General features: G+C 45.6%; 23 protein-coding genes. 19 read left to right on the forward strand and 4 right to left on the reverse strand.

The annotated features are described in order from the left end of the window. Positions 1–101 precede the first annotated feature (101 nt). From purL to P2A85_RS27200, 4 genes are all read left to right on the forward strand, one after another. Positions 102–2810 carry a phosphoribosylformylglycinamidine synthase subunit PurL gene (gene purL / locus P2A85_RS27185; protein WP_377476568.1) on the forward strand — a complete coding sequence of 903 codons (2709 nt, stop codon included), beginning with the start codon at positions 102–104 and terminating at the stop codon, positions 2808–2810. Positions 2811–2857: 47 nt separating this feature from the next. Beyond that, entirely contained in the window at positions 2858–3166 is a 309-nt protein-coding gene (locus P2A85_RS27190) for a hypothetical protein (RefSeq protein WP_377476570.1), read from the forward strand. 317 nt (positions 3167–3483) lie between these two features. Further along, complete coding sequence (gene hemE / locus P2A85_RS27195) at positions 3484–4548, forward strand: uroporphyrinogen decarboxylase (RefSeq protein WP_340521711.1); 1065 nt, start codon at positions 3484–3486, stop codon at positions 4546–4548. Positions 4549–4771: 223 nt separating this feature from the next. After that, a complete protein-coding gene (locus P2A85_RS27200; RefSeq protein WP_377476572.1) occupies positions 4772–5740 on the forward strand; it encodes an NAD-dependent epimerase/dehydratase family protein in 969 nt (322 codons plus the stop codon). 181 nt (positions 5741–5921) lie between these two features. On the opposite strand, the gene P2A85_RS27205 is transcribed toward P2A85_RS27200, so the two are convergent. Further along, positions 5922–6062, reverse strand: a complete 141-nt coding sequence (locus tag P2A85_RS27205) for a hypothetical protein (protein ID WP_340521709.1) — start codon at positions 6060–6062, stop codon at positions 5922–5924. 3 nt (positions 6063–6065) lie between these two features. Here P2A85_RS27205 and P2A85_RS27210 point away from each other — a divergent pair, with 3 nt between their 5' ends. After that, complete coding sequence (locus P2A85_RS27210; protein ID WP_377476574.1) at positions 6066–7655, forward strand: B12-binding domain-containing radical SAM protein; 1590 nt, start codon at positions 6066–6068, stop codon at positions 7653–7655. Between the two features lie 279 nt (positions 7656–7934). On the opposite strand, the gene typA is transcribed toward P2A85_RS27210, so the two are convergent. Then, entirely contained in the window at positions 7935–9725 is a 1791-nt protein-coding gene (typA, locus tag P2A85_RS27215) for a translational GTPase TypA (RefSeq protein ID WP_377476576.1), read from the reverse strand. A 220-nt stretch (positions 9726–9945) separates the two neighbouring features. Between typA and P2A85_RS27220 the strand changes: the two genes are divergently transcribed. From P2A85_RS27220 to P2A85_RS27280, 13 genes are all read left to right on the forward strand, one after another. Beyond that, entirely contained in the window at positions 9946–10290 is a 345-nt protein-coding gene (locus P2A85_RS27220) for a type II toxin-antitoxin system RelE/ParE family toxin (RefSeq protein WP_371124747.1), read from the forward strand. Further along, positions 10262–10645 (forward strand): DNA-binding protein, encoded by a 384-nt coding sequence (locus P2A85_RS27225; RefSeq protein WP_377476577.1) that lies wholly within the window; start codon positions 10262–10264, stop codon positions 10643–10645. The genes P2A85_RS27220 and P2A85_RS27225 overlap by 29 nt, the downstream gene beginning before the upstream one ends. A gap of 50 nt (positions 10646–10695) precedes the next feature. After that, entirely contained in the window at positions 10696–11040 is a 345-nt protein-coding gene (locus P2A85_RS27230; protein WP_377481754.1) for a type II toxin-antitoxin system RelE/ParE family toxin, read from the forward strand. Next, the gene (locus P2A85_RS27235) at positions 11027–11389 is read left to right on the forward strand and encodes a DNA-binding protein (protein WP_377476579.1); all 363 of its coding nucleotides are present in this window, start codon (positions 11027–11029) and stop codon (positions 11387–11389) included. The genes P2A85_RS27230 and P2A85_RS27235 overlap by 14 nt, the downstream gene beginning before the upstream one ends. A gap of 71 nt (positions 11390–11460) precedes the next feature. Next, entirely contained in the window at positions 11461–11799 is a 339-nt protein-coding gene (locus tag P2A85_RS27240; protein ID WP_377476580.1) for a type II toxin-antitoxin system RelE/ParE family toxin, read from the forward strand. After that, the gene (locus P2A85_RS27245) at positions 11792–12163 is read left to right on the forward strand and encodes a DNA-binding protein (protein WP_377476582.1); all 372 of its coding nucleotides are present in this window, start codon (positions 11792–11794) and stop codon (positions 12161–12163) included. Before P2A85_RS27240 ends, P2A85_RS27245 begins: the two co-directional genes overlap by 8 nt. A gap of 48 nt (positions 12164–12211) precedes the next feature. Continuing rightward, positions 12212–12550: a type II toxin-antitoxin system RelE/ParE family toxin gene (locus P2A85_RS27250; protein WP_377476584.1), complete on the forward strand. Its 339-nt coding sequence runs from the start codon at positions 12212–12214 to the stop codon at positions 12548–12550. Continuing rightward, positions 12543–12914, forward strand: coding sequence for a DNA-binding protein (locus P2A85_RS27255; protein ID WP_377476585.1), 372 nt, complete (start codon positions 12543–12545; stop codon positions 12912–12914). The genes P2A85_RS27250 and P2A85_RS27255 overlap by 8 nt, the downstream gene beginning before the upstream one ends. Before the next feature lie 50 nt (positions 12915–12964). Beyond that, positions 12965–13291, forward strand: coding sequence for a type II toxin-antitoxin system RelE/ParE family toxin (locus P2A85_RS27260; protein WP_377476587.1), 327 nt, complete (start codon positions 12965–12967; stop codon positions 13289–13291). Between the two features lie 4 nt (positions 13292–13295). Next, the gene (locus P2A85_RS27265; RefSeq protein ID WP_377476588.1) at positions 13296–13670 is read left to right on the forward strand and encodes a DNA-binding protein; all 375 of its coding nucleotides are present in this window, start codon (positions 13296–13298) and stop codon (positions 13668–13670) included. Positions 13671–13734: 64 nt separating this feature from the next. After that, positions 13735–14079 carry a hypothetical protein gene (locus P2A85_RS27270; RefSeq protein ID WP_377476590.1) on the forward strand — a complete coding sequence of 115 codons (345 nt, stop codon included), beginning with the start codon at positions 13735–13737 and terminating at the stop codon, positions 14077–14079. Then, positions 14069–14521 (forward strand): hypothetical protein, encoded by a 453-nt coding sequence (locus P2A85_RS27275; RefSeq protein ID WP_377476592.1) that lies wholly within the window; start codon positions 14069–14071, stop codon positions 14519–14521. Before P2A85_RS27270 ends, P2A85_RS27275 begins: the two co-directional genes overlap by 11 nt. 169 nt (positions 14522–14690) lie before the next feature. Further along, complete coding sequence (locus P2A85_RS27280; protein ID WP_377476594.1) at positions 14691–16745, forward strand: pentapeptide repeat-containing protein; 2055 nt, start codon at positions 14691–14693, stop codon at positions 16743–16745. A 124-nt stretch (positions 16746–16869) separates the two neighbouring features. On the opposite strand, the gene hisB is transcribed toward P2A85_RS27280, so the two are convergent. Further along, positions 16870–17508, reverse strand: coding sequence for an imidazoleglycerol-phosphate dehydratase HisB (hisB, locus tag P2A85_RS27285; protein WP_377481757.1), 639 nt, complete (start codon positions 17506–17508; stop codon positions 16870–16872). Positions 17509–17641: 133 nt separating this feature from the next. Further along, complete coding sequence (gene fabI / locus P2A85_RS27290; protein ID WP_377476595.1) at positions 17642–18418, reverse strand: enoyl-ACP reductase FabI; 777 nt, start codon at positions 18416–18418, stop codon at positions 17642–17644. Positions 18419–18747: 329 nt separating this feature from the next. On the opposite strand from fabI, the gene ntcA reads away from it, so the two are divergent. After that, entirely contained in the window at positions 18748–19413 is a 666-nt protein-coding gene (gene ntcA / locus P2A85_RS27295) for a global nitrogen regulator NtcA (protein ID WP_341739601.1), read from the forward strand. Positions 19414–19551 lie beyond the last annotated feature (138 nt).

The raw sequence follows: 19551 nt of genomic DNA on the forward strand, positions 1-19551 counted from the left end.
TTATATATTTAATATTTTTGATTTTAGATGAGAAATTTGAGATTTGAGAATAACCAACCAAGGTCATTTAAAATAAAGCCTGTGGTTTATATCGAAATTCCATGTCTGTCATCTCCGAATCTCCATTTTCCCCCGAAGAAATAGCCTCCGAAGGCATTAAGCCCGAAGAATACGAAGACATTGTACGACGTCTCAACCGCCACCCCAACAAAGCAGAATTGGGAATGTTCGGCGTCATGTGGAGCGAACACTGCTGTTACAAAAATTCGCGGCCGCTATTAAAACAGTTTCCCACAGAGGGCGATCGCATCCTCGTCGGGCCCGGAGAAAATGCCGGCGTTGTAGACTTAGGAAACGGACTGCAATTAGCCTTCAAAATCGAATCCCACAATCACCCATCAGCAGTCGAACCATTCCAAGGTGCCGCCACAGGAGTCGGAGGAATTCTCCGCGACATCTTTACAATGGGTGCACGCCCCATCGCCCTTTTAAATTCCCTACGTTTCGGCAACCTAGATGATAGCAAAACTCAGAGGTTATTCAAAGGCGTAGTATCGGGAATTTCCCATTACGGAAACTGCATCGGCGTACCCACAGTAGGTGGCGAAGTTTACTTCGATGCCGCCTATTCCGGCAACCCCTTAGTTAACGTCATGGCCTTGGGTTTAATGGAAACCCAAGAAATAGTTAAATCCGGTGCATCTGGAATCGGAAATCCCGTGCTTTATGTCGGTTCGACTACCGGGCGAGATGGCATGGGCGGTGCCAGTTTTGCCAGTGCCGAATTGACCGACAAATCCATGGACGATCGCCCCGCCGTGCAAGTAGGAGATCCGTTCTTAGAAAAATCCTTAATTGAAGCTTGTTTAGCAGCCTTCAAAACCGGTGCAGTCGTCGCCGCCCAAGACATGGGTGCAGCCGGAATTACTTGTTCCACATCAGAAATGGCCGCCAAAGGTGGAGTTGGAATTGAATTCGATCTAGACAAAGTTCCAGTCCGAGAAAGTGGCATGATTCCCTACGAATACCTGCTTTCAGAATCCCAGGAACGGATGTTATTTGTGGCCCATAAGGGACGGGAACAGGAATTAATCGATATTTTTCATCGCTGGGGATTGCACGCCGTCGTTGCGGGTACAGTAATTGAAGAGCCGATCGTCCGCATTCTATTTAAAGGCGAGATTGCAGCAGAAATAACCGCAACTGCGTTAGCAGATAATACGCCAATTTATCACCGAGAATTGTTGACACAACCGCCAGAATATGCTATAAAAGCTTGGGAATGGACGGCTGATTCCTTGCCAGAATGTACGCTGGCCGGCATTGAAATAGATGGAAATTTGCAAAATTGGAATCAGATTTTGCTCCAACTTTTAGATACTCCCACTATCGCTTCTAAACGCTGGGTTTATCGTCAATATGACCATCAAGTGCAAAATAATACTGTTGTTTTGCCCGGTGGTGCTGATGCTGCGGTTGTCAGATTGCGGCCGCTGGAACCGTGTCAAGAAAAACCCCCCCAACCCCCCCTTGCTAAGGGGGGGCTTCAAGAGCCAGAACCCGCCCTTACTAAGGGGCAAGAAGAACCCCCCCAACCCGCCCTTGCTAAGGGGGGGCTACAAGAGGAAGCACCCGCCCTTACTAAGGGGCAAGAAAAACCCCCCCAACCCCCCCTTGCTAAGGGGGGGCTACAAGAGGAAGCACCCGCCCTTACTAAGACGACGCTTCAAGAGGAAGCAGAGGGTATTCCCTTATTTAAGAAGGCACAAGGTAGAGAAACTCCCGAACTTTCTCCCCCCCTTAGCAAGGGGGGGCCGGGGGGGGTTATTCCCGGAGTTGCAGCCACGGTTGATTGCAATTCTCGTTACGTTTATCTCGATCCTTATGAAGGTGCAAAAGCCGTCGTAGCCGAAGCAGCCAGAAACTTAAGTTGTGTGGGTGCGGAACCGATTGCAGTTACAGATAATCTGAATTTTGGCAGTCCCGAAAAACCCATTGGATATTGGCAGTTAGCATCAGCTTGTCGCGGGATTGCAGATGCTTGTCGGGAGTTGAAAACACCTGTGACTGGTGGGAACGTTTCTCTTTACAATGAAACTATCGATTCTGATGGCAATCCTCAACCCATTTATCCAACTCCGGTAATTGGAATGGTGGGATTGATTGCTGATTTGACCAAGATTTGCGGTCAAGGTTGGCAAAATAAAGACGATTTAATTTATGTGTTGGGGATTGGAAAATCCGACGATGCTATTACCATGAATTCCACTGAAAATTCGTCATCTGAAAGTTCAAATCTCCTAACTTATCCTACTTTGGGAGGTTCGGAATATTTGGCATCAATTCACGGGATTATTGCCGGGAAACCGCCAACTATTAATTTTGAGTTAGAAAGGAAAGTGCAAGCAGTTTGTCGCGATGGCATTCAGCAAGGTTGGGTATGTTCTGCCCATGATGCTGCGGAGGGTGGAATTGCGATCGCCCTGGCAGAATCTTGTATCTCTGGTAAACTGGGTGCGGAGATTCATCTAGGCTGGAATTCGGCAAGTGTTAGCCGTTGGGATGAGGTTTTGTTTGGTGAAATGGGCAATTGCATTGTTGTTTCTGTCGCACCTAAAAATCAAGGAATTTGGGAAGCTTACCTGGAAGAACATTTGCCGAAAATGTGGCAAAAAATGGGTGTGGTTGGGGGTGCTGATTCGCCTTTGCGGGTGGTGAGTGCGGATAATCTAGGGTTGATTGAGGTGGGGATGGTTGATATGGGCGATCGCTTCTATAATGCGATCGAGCGTCGGATTGGATCTGTTTGATAACGTGAAGTTTCGATCCCCCTAAATCCCCCTTAAAAAGGGGGACTTTGAATAATCTTGTCCTCGCCTTAAAAAGGGGAACTTTGAATAATCTTGTCCTCGCCTTAAAAAGGGGAACTTTGAATAATCTTGTCCTCGCCTTAAAAAGGGGAACTTTGAATAATCTTGTCCTCGCCTTAAAAAGGGGGACTTTGAATAATCTTGTCCTCGCCTTAAAAAGGGGGACTTTGAATAATCTTGTCCTCGCCTTAAAAAGGGGGACTTTGAATAATCTTGTCCCCCCCTTCTTAAGGGGGACTTTGAATAATCTTGTCCCCCCCTTCTTAAGGGGGGCTAGGGGGGATCTCCGGGTTTAAAGTCAAAAAACCGGCGGTTGAAACCGCGTCTTGTCAAACAAAACCCGCCTACGCGGGTTAAGATTGTGATTTTAATCCCCCAATCTTTATGCTAATTTTAAAAATTATTATCATACCCAATTACGCAAAATCGACTTTACAGTTGATAACCCTAAATTCTAATATTTAAAATACAAATTGATGATTTAACTGAGAATGAAAGCACTGTGCCCCTATGGCCCGTCAGGACCAACAGATTAATTTTTTGTCAAAAAGGGCGATCGCACAGTGGTAAGCTACCAAAGGCATTAAAATACCTAAATCCGAGAAAAATTAAGATGTCAGCATTAAATGAAGTTCCCTTGCTGTTGCGGGCAGCCCGTGGTGAAACCCTAGAACGCCCTCCCGTCTGGATGATGCGCCAAGCCGGCCGCTACATGAAAGCCTATCGAGATTTGCGAGAAAAGTACCCATCTTTTCGCGAACGTTCCGAAATTCCCGAAGTTGCGATCGAAGTTTCTCTCCAGCCGTGGCGCGCATTTCAACCCGACGGCGTAATTCTGTTCTCCGACATTGTGACGCCTATGCCCGGTTTGGGCATCGATATGGATATCGCCGAAGGTAAAGGCCCGATTATCCACTCACCAATCCGCACTCAGCAGCAAATCGACGCACTGCAACCGCTGAATCCCGAAGAAAGCTTGCCTTTCATCAAAACTATCCTCAAATCCCTGCGCCAGGAAGTCGGCAACAAATCCACCGTGCTCGGCTTTGTCGGCGCGCCCTGGACTCTGGCCGCCTACGCCGTTGAGGGCAAAGGTTCTAAGGATTATGCGATTATCAAAAACATGGCATTTTCCGATCCAACTTTACTACATCAGTTGCTGTCAAAGTTTGCAGATGCGATCGCCGTTTACGTCCGCTATCAAATCGACTGTGGCGCCCAAGTAGTCCAAATGTTCGACTCCTGGGCTGGCCAACTTTCCCCCCAAGACTACGATACTTTTGCTCTACCTTACCAAAAACAAGTATTCCAACAAGTCAAAAAAACCCATCCCGACACGCCACTCATTCTGTTAGTCACTGGAAGTGCCGGCATCCTCGAACGTATGGCAACCTCCGGTGCCGATATTGTTAGCGTCGATTGGACTGTGGATATGGCCGATGCGCGCCGACGTTTGGGCCCCAACATGAACGTTCAGGGAAATTTAGATCCCGGTGTCTTGTTTGGCTCTCAACCGTTTATTCGCGATCGCATTCTTGATACCATTCGTAAAGCTGGCCCACGCGGGCACATCCTGAATTTGGGACACGGCGTCTTACCAGGAACACCGGAAGACAACGTGCGTTTCTTCTTTGAAACCGCCAAACAAGCCGACAAATTGCTCGCAGTTACTGCTTGAACTTGACAGGAATTAAAACCCAAAAAACCCTTGATTTACCATACTGGTTCCCCGGCTCTGCCTGGGAACCGATGTCCAGAGGCTCTGCCTCATTTGCTACCAGAAAAATTGGAGGCAGAGCCTCCGGATCTGCGTTACCAGGCTCTAGCCTGGTAACGAGGAAACTAGGAATAAATCCAAAACCCAATTCTCCCCCTTGCCCTCTCCCCTTCCCCTTCTGCAAATGAACGCCAAAAAAATTTTCATAACGGGTGCAAGTGGCTGTATTGGTCACTACATGACCGAAACTTTGATTCAAGACACAAACCACGAACTTTACTTATTAGTTCGGAACCCCGACAAGTTAAAATTTGACTGTAACGCCCGCCCCGGAATCAACATATTGCAAGGCGATATGCGAGATATCGAGCAATATGCCGAACTTCTCCAAACAATAGATGTGGCGATTTTAGCTGCGACTGCTTGGGGGGGAACTCAAGAAGTTTTTGATGTGAATGTCAACAAAACCCTCCGCCTGATTCAGTTACTTTCGCCACAAACTTGTCAACAAATAATTTACTTTTCAACTGCAAGCATTCTCGGCAATGATAATAATTTGCTCAAGGAAGCAGGGGAATTAGGTACTGATTATATTCGCTCGAAATATGAGTGTATGACTCAATTGTCTGAGTTACAAAATGTGCCTCCGATTACAGCACTTTACCCCACATTAGTCTTGGGCGGAGATGCCCATAAACCTGTTTCTCACCTTTCGTCAGGTATTCCACAAGTAGCAAAATGGATTGGTTTGATTCGTTGGTTGAAGGCAGATGGCAGTTTTCACTTCATCCACGGGGCTGATATTGCCACAGTAGTTAATTATTTAGTCGAACATCCGGCGGCTTCTGATGAACCGCGACATTTTGTGCTAGGAAATGCTCCGATTACAGCTAATCAAGCAGTAGAACAAGCTTGTGCTTATTTGAATAAAAAGATATTTTTTAGGATTACTCTGTCACTAGGGCTGGCGAATTTCTTTATTTGGCTGTTCCGAATTCAATTAGCTGCTTGGGATAGATTTTGTATTAGCTATCGCCATTTTACTTATCAAAATTTTGTCAATCCCGAAACTATTGGATTGCCGAGTTATTGCGGTACGATTGCCGATATGTTAAGGACTAGCGGGATTCCGGGGAAAGATATTAAAAGTTGACAGTTGACAGTTGACAGTTGACAGTTGACAGTTGACAGTTGACAGTTGATAATTGATAGTTGATAGCGAAAATCTGACATGGGTATTTGGTTTCGATGTAAGATAAGATGTCAGCATTTACAGGCGTTAACAGGAAATTAAAGCTAAAAATCTGGCTGATTTGTCTGTTATTTAGAGATACTTAGGGACCGATCGCCCTGAAATTATCTGCGATCGAGGTGCAAAATCTCGATTTTACAACTAACATGATATCTTCAGGGTCGATCGCACTCTCAATTCGCCAGGGCGATCGCAAGTCTGATACTAATGTGAGGTTTAACATACGATGCGAGTTTTACTGGTTTATCCCCTGTTTCCCAAAACATTTTGGTCCTACGAGAAAATTCTAGAATTAGTCGATCGCAAAGTGCTACTACCACCGCTGGGTTTGGTAACAGTAGCAGCTATCCTACCACAAGAATGGGAATTTAAGTTAGTCGATCGCAACATCAGACAAATCACAGAAGCAGAATGGGAGTGGGCAGAACTCGTCATTCTCTCAGCCATGATAGTCCAAAAAGAAGACTTGCTAGACATCATTCGCGAAGCCAAACGGCGCGGTAAATCCGTTGCTTGCGGCGGCCCCTACCCCACCTCCGTACCCGAAGAACCTCAAGCAGCCGGCATAGATTATCTGATTCTCGACGAAGGCGAAATCACCCTACCAATGTTCGTAGCAGCGGTAAACAGAGGCGAAACAAGTGGCATTTATCGATCGGACGGCATCAAACCCGATGTTACCACAACCCCAGTTCCCCGCTTCGACTTACTGGAATTAGACGCCTACGACTCCATGTCAATTCAATTTTCCAGAGGCTGTCCATTCCAGTGCGAATTCTGCGACATCATCGTCCTCTACGGGCGCAAACCCCGCACCAAAAACCCCCAACAACTAATCGCAGAATTAGACAGCCTTTACAACCTAGGCTGGCGGCGCGGCGTGTTCATGGTAGACGACAACTTTATCGGCAACAAACGCAGCGTCAAGCTATTGCTAAAAGACTTAAAAATCTGGCAAGAAGAACACAAATTCCCCTTTACTTTCAACACAGAAGCCTCCATCGATTTAGCCCAAGACCAAGAATTGATGGAGATGATGGTAGCTTGCAATTTCAATGCAGTATTTCTAGGGATTGAAACTCCCGATGAAGAAAGCCTGCAAATGACCAAAAAATTCCAAAATACCCGAAATTCCCTGATAGAATCCGTAGAGTTGATTGCAAAAACAGGTTTGCGAGTAATGGCCGGATTCATCATCGGATTTGACGGCGAAAAACCCGGTGCCGGTCAGCGGATTGTAGACTTTGCCGAAGCAGCAGCCATTCCCAGTACAACCTTTGGAATGCTGCAAGCTTTGCCCCACACTGCATTGTCCCACAGACTCGCCAAAGAAGGGCGACTGCGCGACAAATCTGGTAATCTCAACCAGACTACTTTAATGAACTTCATTCCCACGCGGCCCTTAGAAGATATTGCGAGGGAGTATGTCCAAGCATTTTCTGATGTATACGATCCCCAGAAATATTTAGACCGAACTTATCGGCATTTCTTAATGTTAGGCGCACCCACAGCCAAGATACCCGCTCGAATTCCGAGTTTGATCGATTTGCGGGCGCTGCTAACAGTGGTTTGGCGACAAGGAGTCAAGCGTAACACTCGCTGGAAATTCTGGCATCATTTGTTCAGCATTCTCAAGCGCAATCCTGCGGTTTGGGATCATTACTTGACTGTGTGTGCTCACAACGAGCATTTTCTGGAATACCGTCAGATTGTGCGAGATGAAATTGAAGCTCAATTAGCTGAGTTTTTGGCTAATGAATCTCAAACAGTATATCAACAACCTGTAGCTGGGGAAAAAGAAGTGCAAGTCGTTTAGGGTGGGAAGATTTGAATATTCTCCCATATATATAGCAACCGCCAAGGCCATTAACGTGCTTTGTTTCTTGCTCCCTTCGACTCCGCTCAGGGAGCAAGAAACAAAGCGCCTTGGCGACCGCTATATAGCAATCCTTAATGAGTCGCAAAGTTTTTTACCCCACCCCAACCCTCCCCTTAGTAAGGGGAGGGAGTAAGAAATTCACAAATGATTTAGGATTGCTATATCTCTCTGCGTTCTCTGCGTCCTCTGTCGTTAAAGCATAATGCCTAAGTCCTGTTACCGTTTCACCAACTTCTTAGACACCTTCCGCAAGCGAATTGATTTCGGTGTTACTTCCACCAATTCATCCTGGCCAATGTACTCCAAAGCACGCTCCAAACTCATATCGACTGGTGCTTGCAATTGTGCCAATTCTTCACCGCCAGATGCGCGGTGGTTTGTCAACTGCTTCGACTTGCAAATATTCAGCTCCATGTCGTCATCTCGGTTGTTTTCTCCGATAATCATCCCTCTGTAAACCTTGGTTCCGGGGGTAATGAAAAATACGCCGCGGTCTTCAGCATTTTTCAGTGAATAAGTAGTTGCAGTTCCTTCTTCAAAGGAAATCAATACGCCGTTGCGACGGGCGACAATTTCTCCACCGAGGGGGCGATAGTCGAGGAAGCTGTGGTTCATAATTCCAGCGCCGCGAGTCAAGCGCATAAACTCGCCTCGGAATCCAATCAAACCGCGGGCGGGGACTGAAAATTCGATTTGGGTGCGGCCGGTGCTGCTGACGTGCATATCTTGCATTTCTGCTTTCCGCTGACCGAGGCGTTCGATGCAGCCGCCGACTGCTTCTTCGGGTACGTCTAACACCAAACATTCAAAGGGTTCGCAGGGACGACCGCCGACTTCGCGGAAGATTACTTGCGGCTGGGATACTTGGAATTCGTATCCTTCGCGACGCATATTTTCGATCAGGATTCCGAGGTGGAGTTCGCCACGGCCGGATACTAGGAATTTGTCGGGGGAGTCGGTTTCTTCGACGCGCAAGGCGACGTTGGTTTGGAGTTCTCGCATTAGTCGATCGCGCACTTGTCGCGATGTTACCAAAGTACCTTCTTGACCGCAGAATGGCGAGTCGTTCACCGAGAAAGTCATCTGCAAAGTCGGTTCGTCTACCTTAATTAAAGGTAGCGCTTGCGGGTCGTTGGGACAGGTAATTGTCTCGCCAATATAGGCATCAGCAAAACCAGCCACGGCGACGAGATTACCAGCAGAAGATTCTGCGATATCAATCCGCTTCAGGCCTTCAAAGCCCATCAATTTACTGATTTTGGATTTGACAAGGGCGCCGCTTTCGGTGATCAAGACGGCTTGTTGACCGACTCTAATCGTGCCGTTGTGGATGCGGCCGATGACGATACGACCGACGTATTCTGAGTAATCTAAGGTGGTTACTTGCAGTTGCAGTGGCTTTTCGGCGTCGCCTACGGGGGGTGGTACGTGGTCGAGGATTTCTTCAAAGAGGGGCTTCATATCTACGCCTTCGTCTTCGAGGTGTTTTTTGGCGTAACCGCTTAGGCCGGAACCGAAGAGATAGGGAAATTCGCACTGATCGTCGTCAGCACCTAGTTCGAGGAATAGATCCAAGACTTTATCGACGGCTTTGTGGGGGTCTGCTCGATCGCGATCGATTTTATTCACAAAGACGATCGGGCGCAAGCCCTTTTCCAGGGCTTTTTTGAGCACGAAGCGGGTTTGCGGCATCGGGCCTTCGTTGGCGTCTACGATCAGCAAACAACCGTCTACCATGCCGAGAACTCGTTCGACTTCGCCGCCGAAGTCCGCGTGTCCGGGGGTATCGACGATGTTGATCAGGGTTTCTTTGTATCGGACAGCGGTATTTTTGGAAAGGATAGTAATGCCGCGCTCGCGCTCGATATCATTGGAGTCCATGACGCAATCTGGGACTTCTTCCCCTTCGCGGAAGACCCCGGACTGTCTGAGAAGAGCGTCCACAAGGGTGGTTTTGCCGTGATCGACGTGAGCAATGATAGCAACGTTGCGAATGGGAAGACTCATAATGCGTCTGGGACGTTAAACGGATTTAACTAAAGATTTCTTAATAATTGTAGCGCATTAAGTCAAGGGGCGATCGGGTGGCTGTAATATTCGAGGGCGATCGTCGCTAGAATCAAGGTTACTCCTGGACGCAGCCTCTAGGCTGTTGTTAGGATCTAAGATTCTTCGGTTCCCTCAGAATGACATAATTATGTTCTTGATCCGTCCAAGACTAAAGGTTATGGAAGTACAGCCGAGGGAAATTCGACGTTATATCAAACCAAACGGCACAGTTCCTTTTGCGGAATGGTTGGCTGCCCTGCGAGATGTTAACGCTAAAATTAGAATTGATAAGAGGCTTCTGCGGGTTAGAAATGGCAATTTAGGGGACTGTCGCTCAGTTGGCGAAGGAGTCTACGAGTTAAAAATTGACTATGGGCCTGGCTACCGAGTCTACTTTGGACAAGCAGGAGTCACTATTGTGCTTATTCTGTGTGCTGGGGATAAAAGCACTCAAGACCAAGACATTGTTAGAGCTAAGGAATACTGGAAAGATTATGAAATACGCGAAAGTGCCGACCAGTGATAGCTATCATGACTCTAAAATTTCCAATCTTAAAGATCCCAACTATTCTGCTGCTTACCTGTCACTGATTTTTGATGAAGAGGAAGAAGGCGATTTAGAGATGGGAATAATGCGACAAGTTCTGAGAGATGTATTTGAAGCTCTTGGAGAACCAATTATGTCTGCGGAGGATGCGAAATTGTATCTGGAAAAATTAGATGTTTTGTTGCCGCAATCCGGGATTGTGACTATTTATGCTTTGGCTAATTGGCTGAAGGTTTTGGGATTGAAGTTATCTGTTGCGGTTGCTGAGGATGAAGGGGAAGAGTCAAGTGCTGTTAGTGCTGTTGAGTTGGTGGAGGTTGCTAATGTTTGATTTTGGGCGATCGCCCGTATGATGATTTACGAGTAGTTGCGATCGCATTTATGGAAGTACAACCAAGGGAAATTCAGCGTTATATTACCCCAGACGGTAGAAATCCTTTCGCAGAGTGGCTCAGTTCCCTGCGAGATTTGAATGCAGTAGTTAAAATTGAGCAAAGGCTCGATCGAGTTCGTTTGGGGAATTTAGGAAACAGCAAGTCTGTGGGCCAAGGAGTCTACGAATTGAAAATTGACTTTGGGCCGGGATATCGAGTCTATTTTGGACAAGTGGAAACAACCATAGTGCTTCTGCTATGTGGTGGGGATAAAAGCAGTCAAGAACAAGATATTCGTAAAGCTAAGGAGTATTGGAAAGAATATGAAGAATTCAAAAATGCCAACGAGTGATAGCTACCAGGATTATTTGATTGAAGCCCTCAAGGATAAAGTACACGCTGCTGCTTATCTAACAGCGCATTTGGAAGATGATGAGCCTGAAGCTGGTTTGCTCAGACTCGGACTTAGCAATGTATTTGAAGCTTTGGGAAAACCAAATATGTCAGCAAATGAGATCTCATTGCACCTGGCAAAATTAGATAGTTTGTTGTCACAAAATGGCATGGCGACAATTTATGGTTTGGCTAATTGGCTGAATGCTCTGGGATTAAAGTTATCTGTTGCGGTTGCTCAAGAAGATGAAGGGGAAGAGAAAATTTCTGTTAGTGATGTTCAGTTGGTGGAGGTTGGTAAGGTTTGATTTCGGTCGTTAGCGCAGCCCTCCGAGAGGATCGGCCATATTATGATTGGTGAGTAGTTGCGATCGCACTTATGGAAGTACAACCAAAGGAAATTCAGCGTTACGTCAAGTCAGACGGTCATATTCCTTTCGATGAGTGGTTTTATGCTCTGCGGGATTCTCAAGCCAAACTCAGGATTAATGTCAGATTGAAGCGAGTTAGTACAGGTAATTTCGGAGACTACCGCCCAGTGGGAGAAGGAGTCTGGGAATTGAAAATTAATTTTGGTCCAGGCTACCGGGTCTATTTTGGACAAATAGAAACAACTATAGTGCTTCTCCTGTGTGGAGGGGATAAAAGCACTCAGGACGAAGATATTCGTACAGCCAAGAAATATTGGACTAAATACAGGAGTCAAGACAATGGTTAAAAGTGTACCTTACCATCCGTTTCTAATTGAACAGCTCAAAGATCCAGTATATGCAGCGGGCTACCTGACACTATTCTTGAATGAGCAAGAAGAGGGAGATTTGGAGATTGGTATTTTCCCATCAGCTTTGAAAGAGGTATTTGAAGCTCTTGGGGAACCAAATATGTCAGATGAAGAGGCTAAATTGCATCTTGACAAATTAGATGTTTTGTTGTCACAGAATGGAATGGCAACTATTTATGCTTTGGCTAATTGGCTGAATGTTTTGGGATTGAAGTTATCTGTTGCGGTTGTTGCTGAGGATGAAGGGGAAGAGTCAGATTCTGTTAGTGCTGTTGAATTGGTGGAGGTTGGTAAGGTTTGATAGGGCGATCGCCTTTATGATGATCTACGAGTAGTGGCGATCGCACTTATGGAAGTACAACCAAGGGACATTCAGCAGTACAAGATACCGGATGGCAAAATTCCTTTTTCGGAGTGGTTGGAATCTCTCCGAGACTTTAAGGGTAAAGCCAAGATTGTGAAAAGGCTTGAGCGGGTTAGCGAGGGTAATCTGGGAAATGCTCGATCGCTCGGAGAGGGAGTCTGGGAATTTAAAATTGACTTTGGGCCGGGCTACCGCGTCTATTTTGGACAAGTAGAAACAACTATAGTGCTTCTCCTGTGTGGCGGAGATAAAAGCACTCAAGAGCAAGATATTAGCAAAGCCAAGCAATATTGGACAGAATATAGGAGCCGAAAAAATGTCTAATGAAAGTTTACCTTACCATCCCTTGAAAATTAAATCTCTCAAAGATCCCTTATTTGCGGTGGCTTATCTCACAGAGATATTTGAGGAAGAAGAGGGTGATTTAGAGACGGGAATAATGCGAAAAGCGCTTCGAGATGTATTTGAAGCTTTTGGAGAACCAAATATGTCAGCAGATGAGGCTAAATTACACTTGGAAAAATTAGATAGTTTGCTGTCACAGAATGGAATGGCGACTATTTATGCTTTGGCTAATTGGCTGAATACTCTGGGATTGAAGTTATCCGTTGCGGTTGTTCAAGAGGATGAAGGGGAGGAGTCAGATTCTGTTAGTGCTGTTGAGTTGGTCGAGGTTGCTAAGGTTTGATTGGGTGCGATCGCCCATATTATGATCTACGAGTAGTTGCGATCGCATTTATGGAAGTACAACCAAGGGACATTCAGCGTTACACGACACCAGACGGCAAAGTTCCTTTCTCGGAGTGGCTTGACTCCCTCCGCGATATCAAGGCAAAATTTAAGATTGACGGGCGACTCGATCGAGTTCAGGAAGGCAATCTGGGAGATTATCGTTCCGTGGGAGAAGGTGTCTGTGAGTTGAGGATAAATTATGGCCCTGGCTATCGGGTCTATTTTGGACAAGTAGAAGAAACAATTGTACTTTTGTTGATAGGTGGGGATAAAAGCACTCAAGAGCAAGATATCCGCAAGGCCCAAAAATACTGGACAGATTATAGGAGTTAAGACAATGACAATGCCTAAGAGTTTACCTTATCACCCCTATAAAATTTCAAATCTCAAAAATCCGGCATATTCTGCTGGCTACCTTACAGAGATATTTGAGGAAGAATCAGGCGATTTGGAATTAGGAATAATGCGAAAAGCGTTCAGAGATGTATTTGAGGCTCTTGGAGAACCAAATATGTCAGCAGATGACGCTAAATTGCATCTGGAAAAATTAGATAGTTTGCTGTCACAGAATGGAATGGCAACTATTTATGCTTTGGCTAATTGGCTGAAGGTTTTGGGATTGAAGTTAACCGTTGCAGTTGCTCAAGAGGAGGAAGGGGAAGAGGAAAGTTCTGTTAGTGCTGTTGAGTTGGTGGAGGTTGCGAAGGTTTGATAGTGCGATCGCCCGCAGAACCAAGATCGGGTAATATAGATTTATGAAGTAGCCACGGCTTGACATGAAACTACCCGATCGCATCACAACTTATAAATACCCGATTAAAAGTCACGTAGAAATCGAAGCGGAGTTTAATAGCCTCGTAGAAGAATGGCGCGACCAGACAAGGATGCTGTCATTAGTTACACAAAAGTCAATGAACCCAGCTTATCAGAGAATTATTGGCATGGGACAACCTATTGTACCCTTGATTTTTCGGGATCTCGAACAAAAACCAGATCATTGGTTTTGGGCGTTGAGAGCAATTACTGGTGATAATCCGGTAAAACCAGAACAGCGTGGTCGAATGAAACAAATGGCTCAAGCATGGATACAATGGGGAAAAGAACACGGCTATGAATGGTAGGCTGCAATATCGTAAAATCTTGAGATTTCCTAATCTAGAGAATACTGAATATGAAGTAACAAGTGAAGAAACAGTTGATTATAATTGCTTTGCTTTCGTGGCTGGCGAAGAGGACTGTAGATGGGACCCGGTAGACCCAGATGGATACTGGCCCGATGGTGTACCAAGAGAGTTAACGTTGGATGCTTTTGTCAAGGCTTATCAAACTATTGGATATGAATGTTGCGATAATGGTGACATTGAACCGGGATTTCAAAAGATAGCAATATACACCTATAATGGTGAAACACAGCACGCTGCAATACAAACAGAGAATGGTATGTGGAAAAGTAAATTAGGGGATTGGGAAGATATCAAACATGAATTAAAAGGGTTAGAAAATCCTAATTATTATGGGGTGGCTCAACAAATTCTAAAACGACCTATAAATCTACTACAGTAAATCGCATTACAACTTATAAATATCGGAAGTTGGTAATGTTTGATTGGGGCGATCGCCTTTATGACTATTAGACATCTCCAATAATTATTGTGGAACAGGCATCTTGCCTGTTCAAGACAGGCAATTATTGCGATGACTATTGACTTGTTGTTAATTTTAGGGTAGCATTATGTCACAGCAAGAATTAGATTTATCATCCTTAAGTGCGAGAGTATTGCAGCTTGAAGAAAACCAAGTTGTTCTGAAAAGATATATCGCCAAACTTAAGCAGCAGTTACAATCCCATGAGCAACTATTTAACGATCGCCCTGAACCGCGACAGCTAGAAAGTTTGATGGAGCAAGTTGCAACAATTCAACAGCGGTTAAATTTAGAAATAGGGGAGAAATCAATTATTTCTGAGCCGCCGATTCAGCTTGACACTCAGGCTGAAAATAAAGATTTTCAGTATCAGCTAGTATTCGATCGCCCTCACAGTCGCGCTGTGTTGATGGAGGCGCTATCAGTAGCACAAGAGCGGCTGATTATTGTTTGCCCTTGGCTCAATTGTAACAGCATTAATGATGAATTGCTGCAAAAATTTAGGGATTGCTTGAACCGAGGATGTTCGATCGATATTGGTTGGGGTTATCTGGGCGATCGGCAAAATATCGGCAAGGGATGGCGCTACAATGCTTTACCAGATTTGCAAGAATTAGAAGGTGAATATCCAAATCAATTTTCTCTCGTTTTATTGGGAACTCACGAAAACTTTTTAGTCTGTGATTCCAGTTTTGCGCTGTTGGGGAGTCATAATTTGCTGACGAATAGCGACCAAAGTGCAGAGAAAGAAGTGGGAATACGCACCAATGATTGCCAAATTGTCAAGCAATTAATTGAGCGATTTGACAGCAGCGAAGTATTAGATGAGGAGGAGATAGAAAGGCGGTTTGTCGCGAGTTCGGATTACTTGGATCGAGCGGATTATTTGGAAGGATTGGCGGTGGATGCTGAAGATATTGCTTTAGAGGATAGCTGTGAGGATGTGGAGGATGAGTCTGAAGAATGTCTGGAACCTGTGGTTAGTGTTGAGGAGTTTTTGCGGCGTTACACTGAGGGAGAAAGGGATTTTACGGGGATTAATTTAGCGGGTGCTGATTTGAGCGGTAAATCTCTAAATTATGGTGTTAACTTGAGTAATGCTAATTTAGTCAAAGCCAACCTTTCTCTGGCTGATTTACGCTCAGCCAATCTCAATCAATCTAATTTATCTAATACCAACCTTTCTAATGCTGATTTACGCTCAGCCAAGCTGAATCAAGCAAACTTAGCCAAAGCCAACCTTTCTCTGGCTAATTTATCCAGCGCTTATCTGAATCAAGCAAACTTAGCCAATGCCAATCTTTCTCAGGCTGATTTATGCTCAGCTAAATTAGAAAAAGCCAATTTAAGGAAGGCAAGTTTAAGAGCAGCTAAACTAGAATATGCAAATTTCAGTGAGGCTGATTTGAATGGTGCAAACCTCAGCGGAGCTAAACTTAGTCAACAAACAAAATTCACCAGTGCAAACCTCGGTCAAGCTAACTTGAGCGGGCTATCCTTGAGGAAAGTAGACATGATAAATGCTGATTTGACGAATGCAAATCTGAGCAAGACTAACCTTTTAGAAGCAAATCTTGATGGAGCAAATCTCAAGGGTATTCAGCTTCAAGGAGCGATTTACAATGAAGCAACTTTATTTCCTACTGATTTCGATCCTGTGAAAGCGGGCGTTTACTTAATTGCTCCTTATGTATCGCTACCAAATGCCGATCTAACTGGTAGGGAATTGAGCAGTGTTAACTTGATGGGAGCCGATTTGCAAGGAGCAAATTTGAGTTCAACACAACTGAATTATTCCGATTTGAGAGGTGCGAATTTGAGTGGGGCCAAACTTCAGGGAGCAAACCTTGATAACACAAATTTGGGCGGAGCTAATTTGAGGCTGGTTAACTTGAGCAATGCGAGATTATCTGAGGCTGATTTAACCACAGCAGACTTAACCGAAGCTGATTTGCGGCAAGCATATTTATGTGGTGCAGAACTGGGTGGTGCTGACCTAATTTCAGCAGACCTCCGCGCAGCAGATTTAAGTTATGCAGACTTATCTGGCGCTAACTTAACAAATGCCAAAATAGGCGGTGTTAACTTGGAAAATACTAAATTCACCGGTGCAATTATGCCAGATGGCTCTACTCACGAATAATCAGGATTTGACCACAGAGAACGCAGAGGGTACAGAGGAAGGGAAGAGTGAGATAATGTTGATGAAGAGAGGATATGATATGACAGGTTTGCAGCAGCCCACAAGCGCAACTGCAAACCCCAAACTACAAAACCCCTTTAGAACTCGGAATCCGACTCGCGCGCCGTGGATCGATCGCCACAGCCATCCGCAAAGCCCGCGCAAACGCCTTAAACGCCGCTTCCACAATGTGATGGGAATTTCCACCCTGCAACTGTCGAATGTGCAGTGTCATTTGAGTGTGGTTCACCACCGCCGAAAAAAACTCTTTCACTAACTCCGTATCGTAAGTACCAATCCGTTGATTTGGAATCTGCAAATTGTAACTTAAGTGAGGCCTTCCCGAAAAATCTAGGACTACCTCAACTAAAGCTTCATCTAGCGGGGCGATGAAGTGGCCGAAACGAGAAATGCCCGATCGATCCCCGACAGCTTTTGCCAAGGTTTGTCCTAACGTAATTCCTACATCCTCGTTCGTGTGATGATCGTCAATGGCTAAATCCCCGATCGCCTGGACATCCAAATCAATCAATCCGTGGGAAGCAATCTGATCCAACATATGATCTAAAAATGGAATTCCTGTCGCCGCTTTACAAGTTCCCGAACCATCGAGATTGAGGCTAACATTGACATCCGTTTCCAGTGTCGTGCGCTTCACCGAAGCAGCCCTCAGCAGGCTAACTGAATTTACAGGAGGAACAGAAGCGCGATCGATTGTTTCCATACTTTGCAATTTGTCATTCATTAGTAATTAATTAGTAATTTGGGATTAACAGGGCGGCGCAGTTAACAGTCAACAGTTAACAGTCGTTCCCTGAGCGTAGTCGAAGGGTCAACAGTCAACTGTTTGCAAGCTATTACATTCCCATGATTTCGTAACCGGCATCTACATACAAAATCTGACCCGTAATCCCGCTAGCCATACTGCTGCATAGAAAAGTCGCAGCATTTCCTACTTCCTGTTGAGTCACCGTGCGCCGGAGGGGGGCGACTTCCTCAACGTGGTGGATCATGTCCAGAATGCCGCCAACTGCTGACGAAGCCAAAGTCCGAATTGGGCCAGAAGAAATTCCATTTACCCGAATATTTAACGGACCGAGTTCTGCCGCCAAATAGCGGACATTCATTTCTAATGCTGCTTTAGCAATTCCCATCACGTTATAATTGGGAATTACTCGGACACCGCCCAGATAAGTCAAGGTGATAATACTGCCACCTTCCGCCATCAGGGGTTTAGCCGCCGCACAAAGCCGTACTAGGGAGTAAGCACTAATATCCAAAGCATTAGAGAAGCCTTGGCGCGAAGTGTTGGTGAAGTCTCCCGATAGTTCGTCCTTGCCGGCAAAGGCCAAACAGTGAACCAGAATATCTAACTTGCCCCACTTGTCGGCGATCGTCCCAAAAGTAGACTCAATTTCGCTTTCGTTTTGGACATTGCAGGGCAAATACAGACTGGGATTGAGGGGTTCTACGAGTTCAGCGACTTTGCGCTCGTGCTTGCCTTTCTCGTCCTTCAAATAAGTTATGCCAAGATTGGCTCCTGCTTTGTGGAGTTGCTGAGCAATGCCCCAGGCGATCGAGCGATTGTTGGCAATGCCCGTAACAAGAGCATTTTTTCCGGTCAAATCTATCATCTGTAGTTTATCTAGAAGCAACTTGCACCGTTCTCGTTGGCTAGATTCAACGACGCCACCTATTTAGACACAACTGATTGAAATATCACTGATTGAGACACAATTGAGACACAACTGAGACACAATTAAGATTAATTTGGCTGTGGAGCTACTTGGGGGCGGAATTGAAAAAGTTAAGAGAAGGGCTAGATTTAATCATACAGTGTGTGTTTACCTTAACATTAGATGGAAGTAACTGAATCCCCGGATACAGGAGTTTGGGAAGTATATTTACTCAATAATGTTAATCCTCAAGTTACAGAGCATTGATTAGTATAAAGGATCAGGTCGTGACCCATGATAGACCGCTAGCAGCCGTGTTCCGCCAAATCAGCGGCGGGGCGTTTCCACCCATTGTGGAAACCTTTGAACGGGGCAAGACAATTTTTTTCCCTGGAGATCCGGCTGAGCGCGTCTACGTTCTCATTAAAGGTGCTGTTAAGCTCTCCAGGGTATATGAAGCAGGAGAAGAAATTACTGTTGCTCTTCTCCGCGAAAATAGCGTATTTGGGGTGCTGTCTCTGATTACAGGACACCGCTCTGACAGGTTTTACCACGCCGTAGCTTTTACGCCGGTGGAATTGATCTCATTGCCGATCGAACAAGTGGAAAAAGCCCTCAAGGAAGACCCAGAACTATCGATGGTGATGCTGCGGGGATTGTCTTCTCGGATTTTGCAAACTGAGATGATGATCGAAACGTTGGCCCACCGAGATATGGGTTCGAGATTGGTCAGCTTTTTGCTGATTCTGTGCCGGGATTTTGGTATGCCCGGTACTGAAGGGATTACGATTGATTTAAAGTTGTCTCATCAGGCGATCGCAGAGGCGATCGGCTCAACGCGAGTAACGGTGACTCGCTTGCTGGGGGATCTCAGACAAGAAAAAATGATCTCGATCCACAAGAAAAAGATCACAGTCCATAACCCGGTGGCTTTAGGCCAGCAATTCACTTGACGCCGAGAGACTATAGGATTTGGGATTCAATCCCAAATCCCAAATTCGTAACCAGCCTAAATGATTTGTGTAATTTTTATAGGGGCAATCCCACGCCCGGTTGCCCCCATCGGTCAGGGGTACGCACGCACCATCCAC

Origin of the sequence: Microcoleus anatoxicus, from assembly GCF_042465725.1 — a bacterium.
Classification (GTDB): Bacteria; Cyanobacteriota; Cyanobacteriia; order Cyanobacteriales; family Microcoleaceae; genus Microcoleus; species Microcoleus anatoxicus.

Excerpts from the sequence above, each read along its gene's own strand:
- purL (WP_377476568.1), top strand. The coding sequence starts at position 102 with ATGTCTGTCATCTCCGAATCTCCATTTTCCCCCGAAGAAATAGCCTCC.
- hemE (WP_340521711.1), top strand. The coding sequence starts at position 3,484 with ATGTCAGCATTAAATGAAGTTCCCTTGCTGTTGCGGGCAGCCCGTGGT.
- P2A85_RS27200 (WP_377476572.1), top strand. The coding sequence starts at position 4,772 with ATGAACGCCAAAAAAATTTTCATAACGGGTGCAAGTGGCTGTATTGGT.
- P2A85_RS27205 (WP_340521709.1), bottom strand. The coding sequence starts at position 6,062 with ATGTTAAACCTCACATTAGTATCAGACTTGCGATCGCCCTGGCGAATT.
- P2A85_RS27210 (WP_377476574.1), top strand. The coding sequence starts at position 6,066 with ATGCGAGTTTTACTGGTTTATCCCCTGTTTCCCAAAACATTTTGGTCC.
- typA (WP_377476576.1), bottom strand. The coding sequence starts at position 9,725 with ATGAGTCTTCCCATTCGCAACGTTGCTATCATTGCTCACGTCGATCAC.
- P2A85_RS27220 (WP_371124747.1), top strand. The coding sequence starts at position 9,946 with ATGGAAGTACAGCCGAGGGAAATTCGACGTTATATCAAACCAAACGGC.
- P2A85_RS27225 (WP_377476577.1), top strand. The coding sequence starts at position 10,262 with ATGAAATACGCGAAAGTGCCGACCAGTGATAGCTATCATGACTCTAAA.
- P2A85_RS27230 (WP_377481754.1), top strand. The coding sequence starts at position 10,696 with ATGGAAGTACAACCAAGGGAAATTCAGCGTTATATTACCCCAGACGGT.
- P2A85_RS27235 (WP_377476579.1), top strand. The coding sequence starts at position 11,027 with ATGCCAACGAGTGATAGCTACCAGGATTATTTGATTGAAGCCCTCAAG.
- P2A85_RS27240 (WP_377476580.1), top strand. The coding sequence starts at position 11,461 with ATGGAAGTACAACCAAAGGAAATTCAGCGTTACGTCAAGTCAGACGGT.
- P2A85_RS27245 (WP_377476582.1), top strand. The coding sequence starts at position 11,792 with ATGGTTAAAAGTGTACCTTACCATCCGTTTCTAATTGAACAGCTCAAA.
- P2A85_RS27250 (WP_377476584.1), top strand. The coding sequence starts at position 12,212 with ATGGAAGTACAACCAAGGGACATTCAGCAGTACAAGATACCGGATGGC.
- P2A85_RS27255 (WP_377476585.1), top strand. The coding sequence starts at position 12,543 with ATGTCTAATGAAAGTTTACCTTACCATCCCTTGAAAATTAAATCTCTC.
- P2A85_RS27260 (WP_377476587.1), top strand. The coding sequence starts at position 12,965 with ATGGAAGTACAACCAAGGGACATTCAGCGTTACACGACACCAGACGGC.
- P2A85_RS27265 (WP_377476588.1), top strand. The coding sequence starts at position 13,296 with ATGACAATGCCTAAGAGTTTACCTTATCACCCCTATAAAATTTCAAAT.
- P2A85_RS27270 (WP_377476590.1), top strand. The coding sequence starts at position 13,735 with ATGAAACTACCCGATCGCATCACAACTTATAAATACCCGATTAAAAGT.
- P2A85_RS27275 (WP_377476592.1), top strand. The coding sequence starts at position 14,069 with ATGAATGGTAGGCTGCAATATCGTAAAATCTTGAGATTTCCTAATCTA.
- P2A85_RS27280 (WP_377476594.1), top strand. The coding sequence starts at position 14,691 with ATGTCACAGCAAGAATTAGATTTATCATCCTTAAGTGCGAGAGTATTG.
- hisB (WP_377481757.1), bottom strand. The coding sequence starts at position 17,508 with ATGGAAACAATCGATCGCGCTTCTGTTCCTCCTGTAAATTCAGTTAGC.
- fabI (WP_377476595.1), bottom strand. The coding sequence starts at position 18,418 with ATGATAGATTTGACCGGAAAAAATGCTCTTGTTACGGGCATTGCCAAC.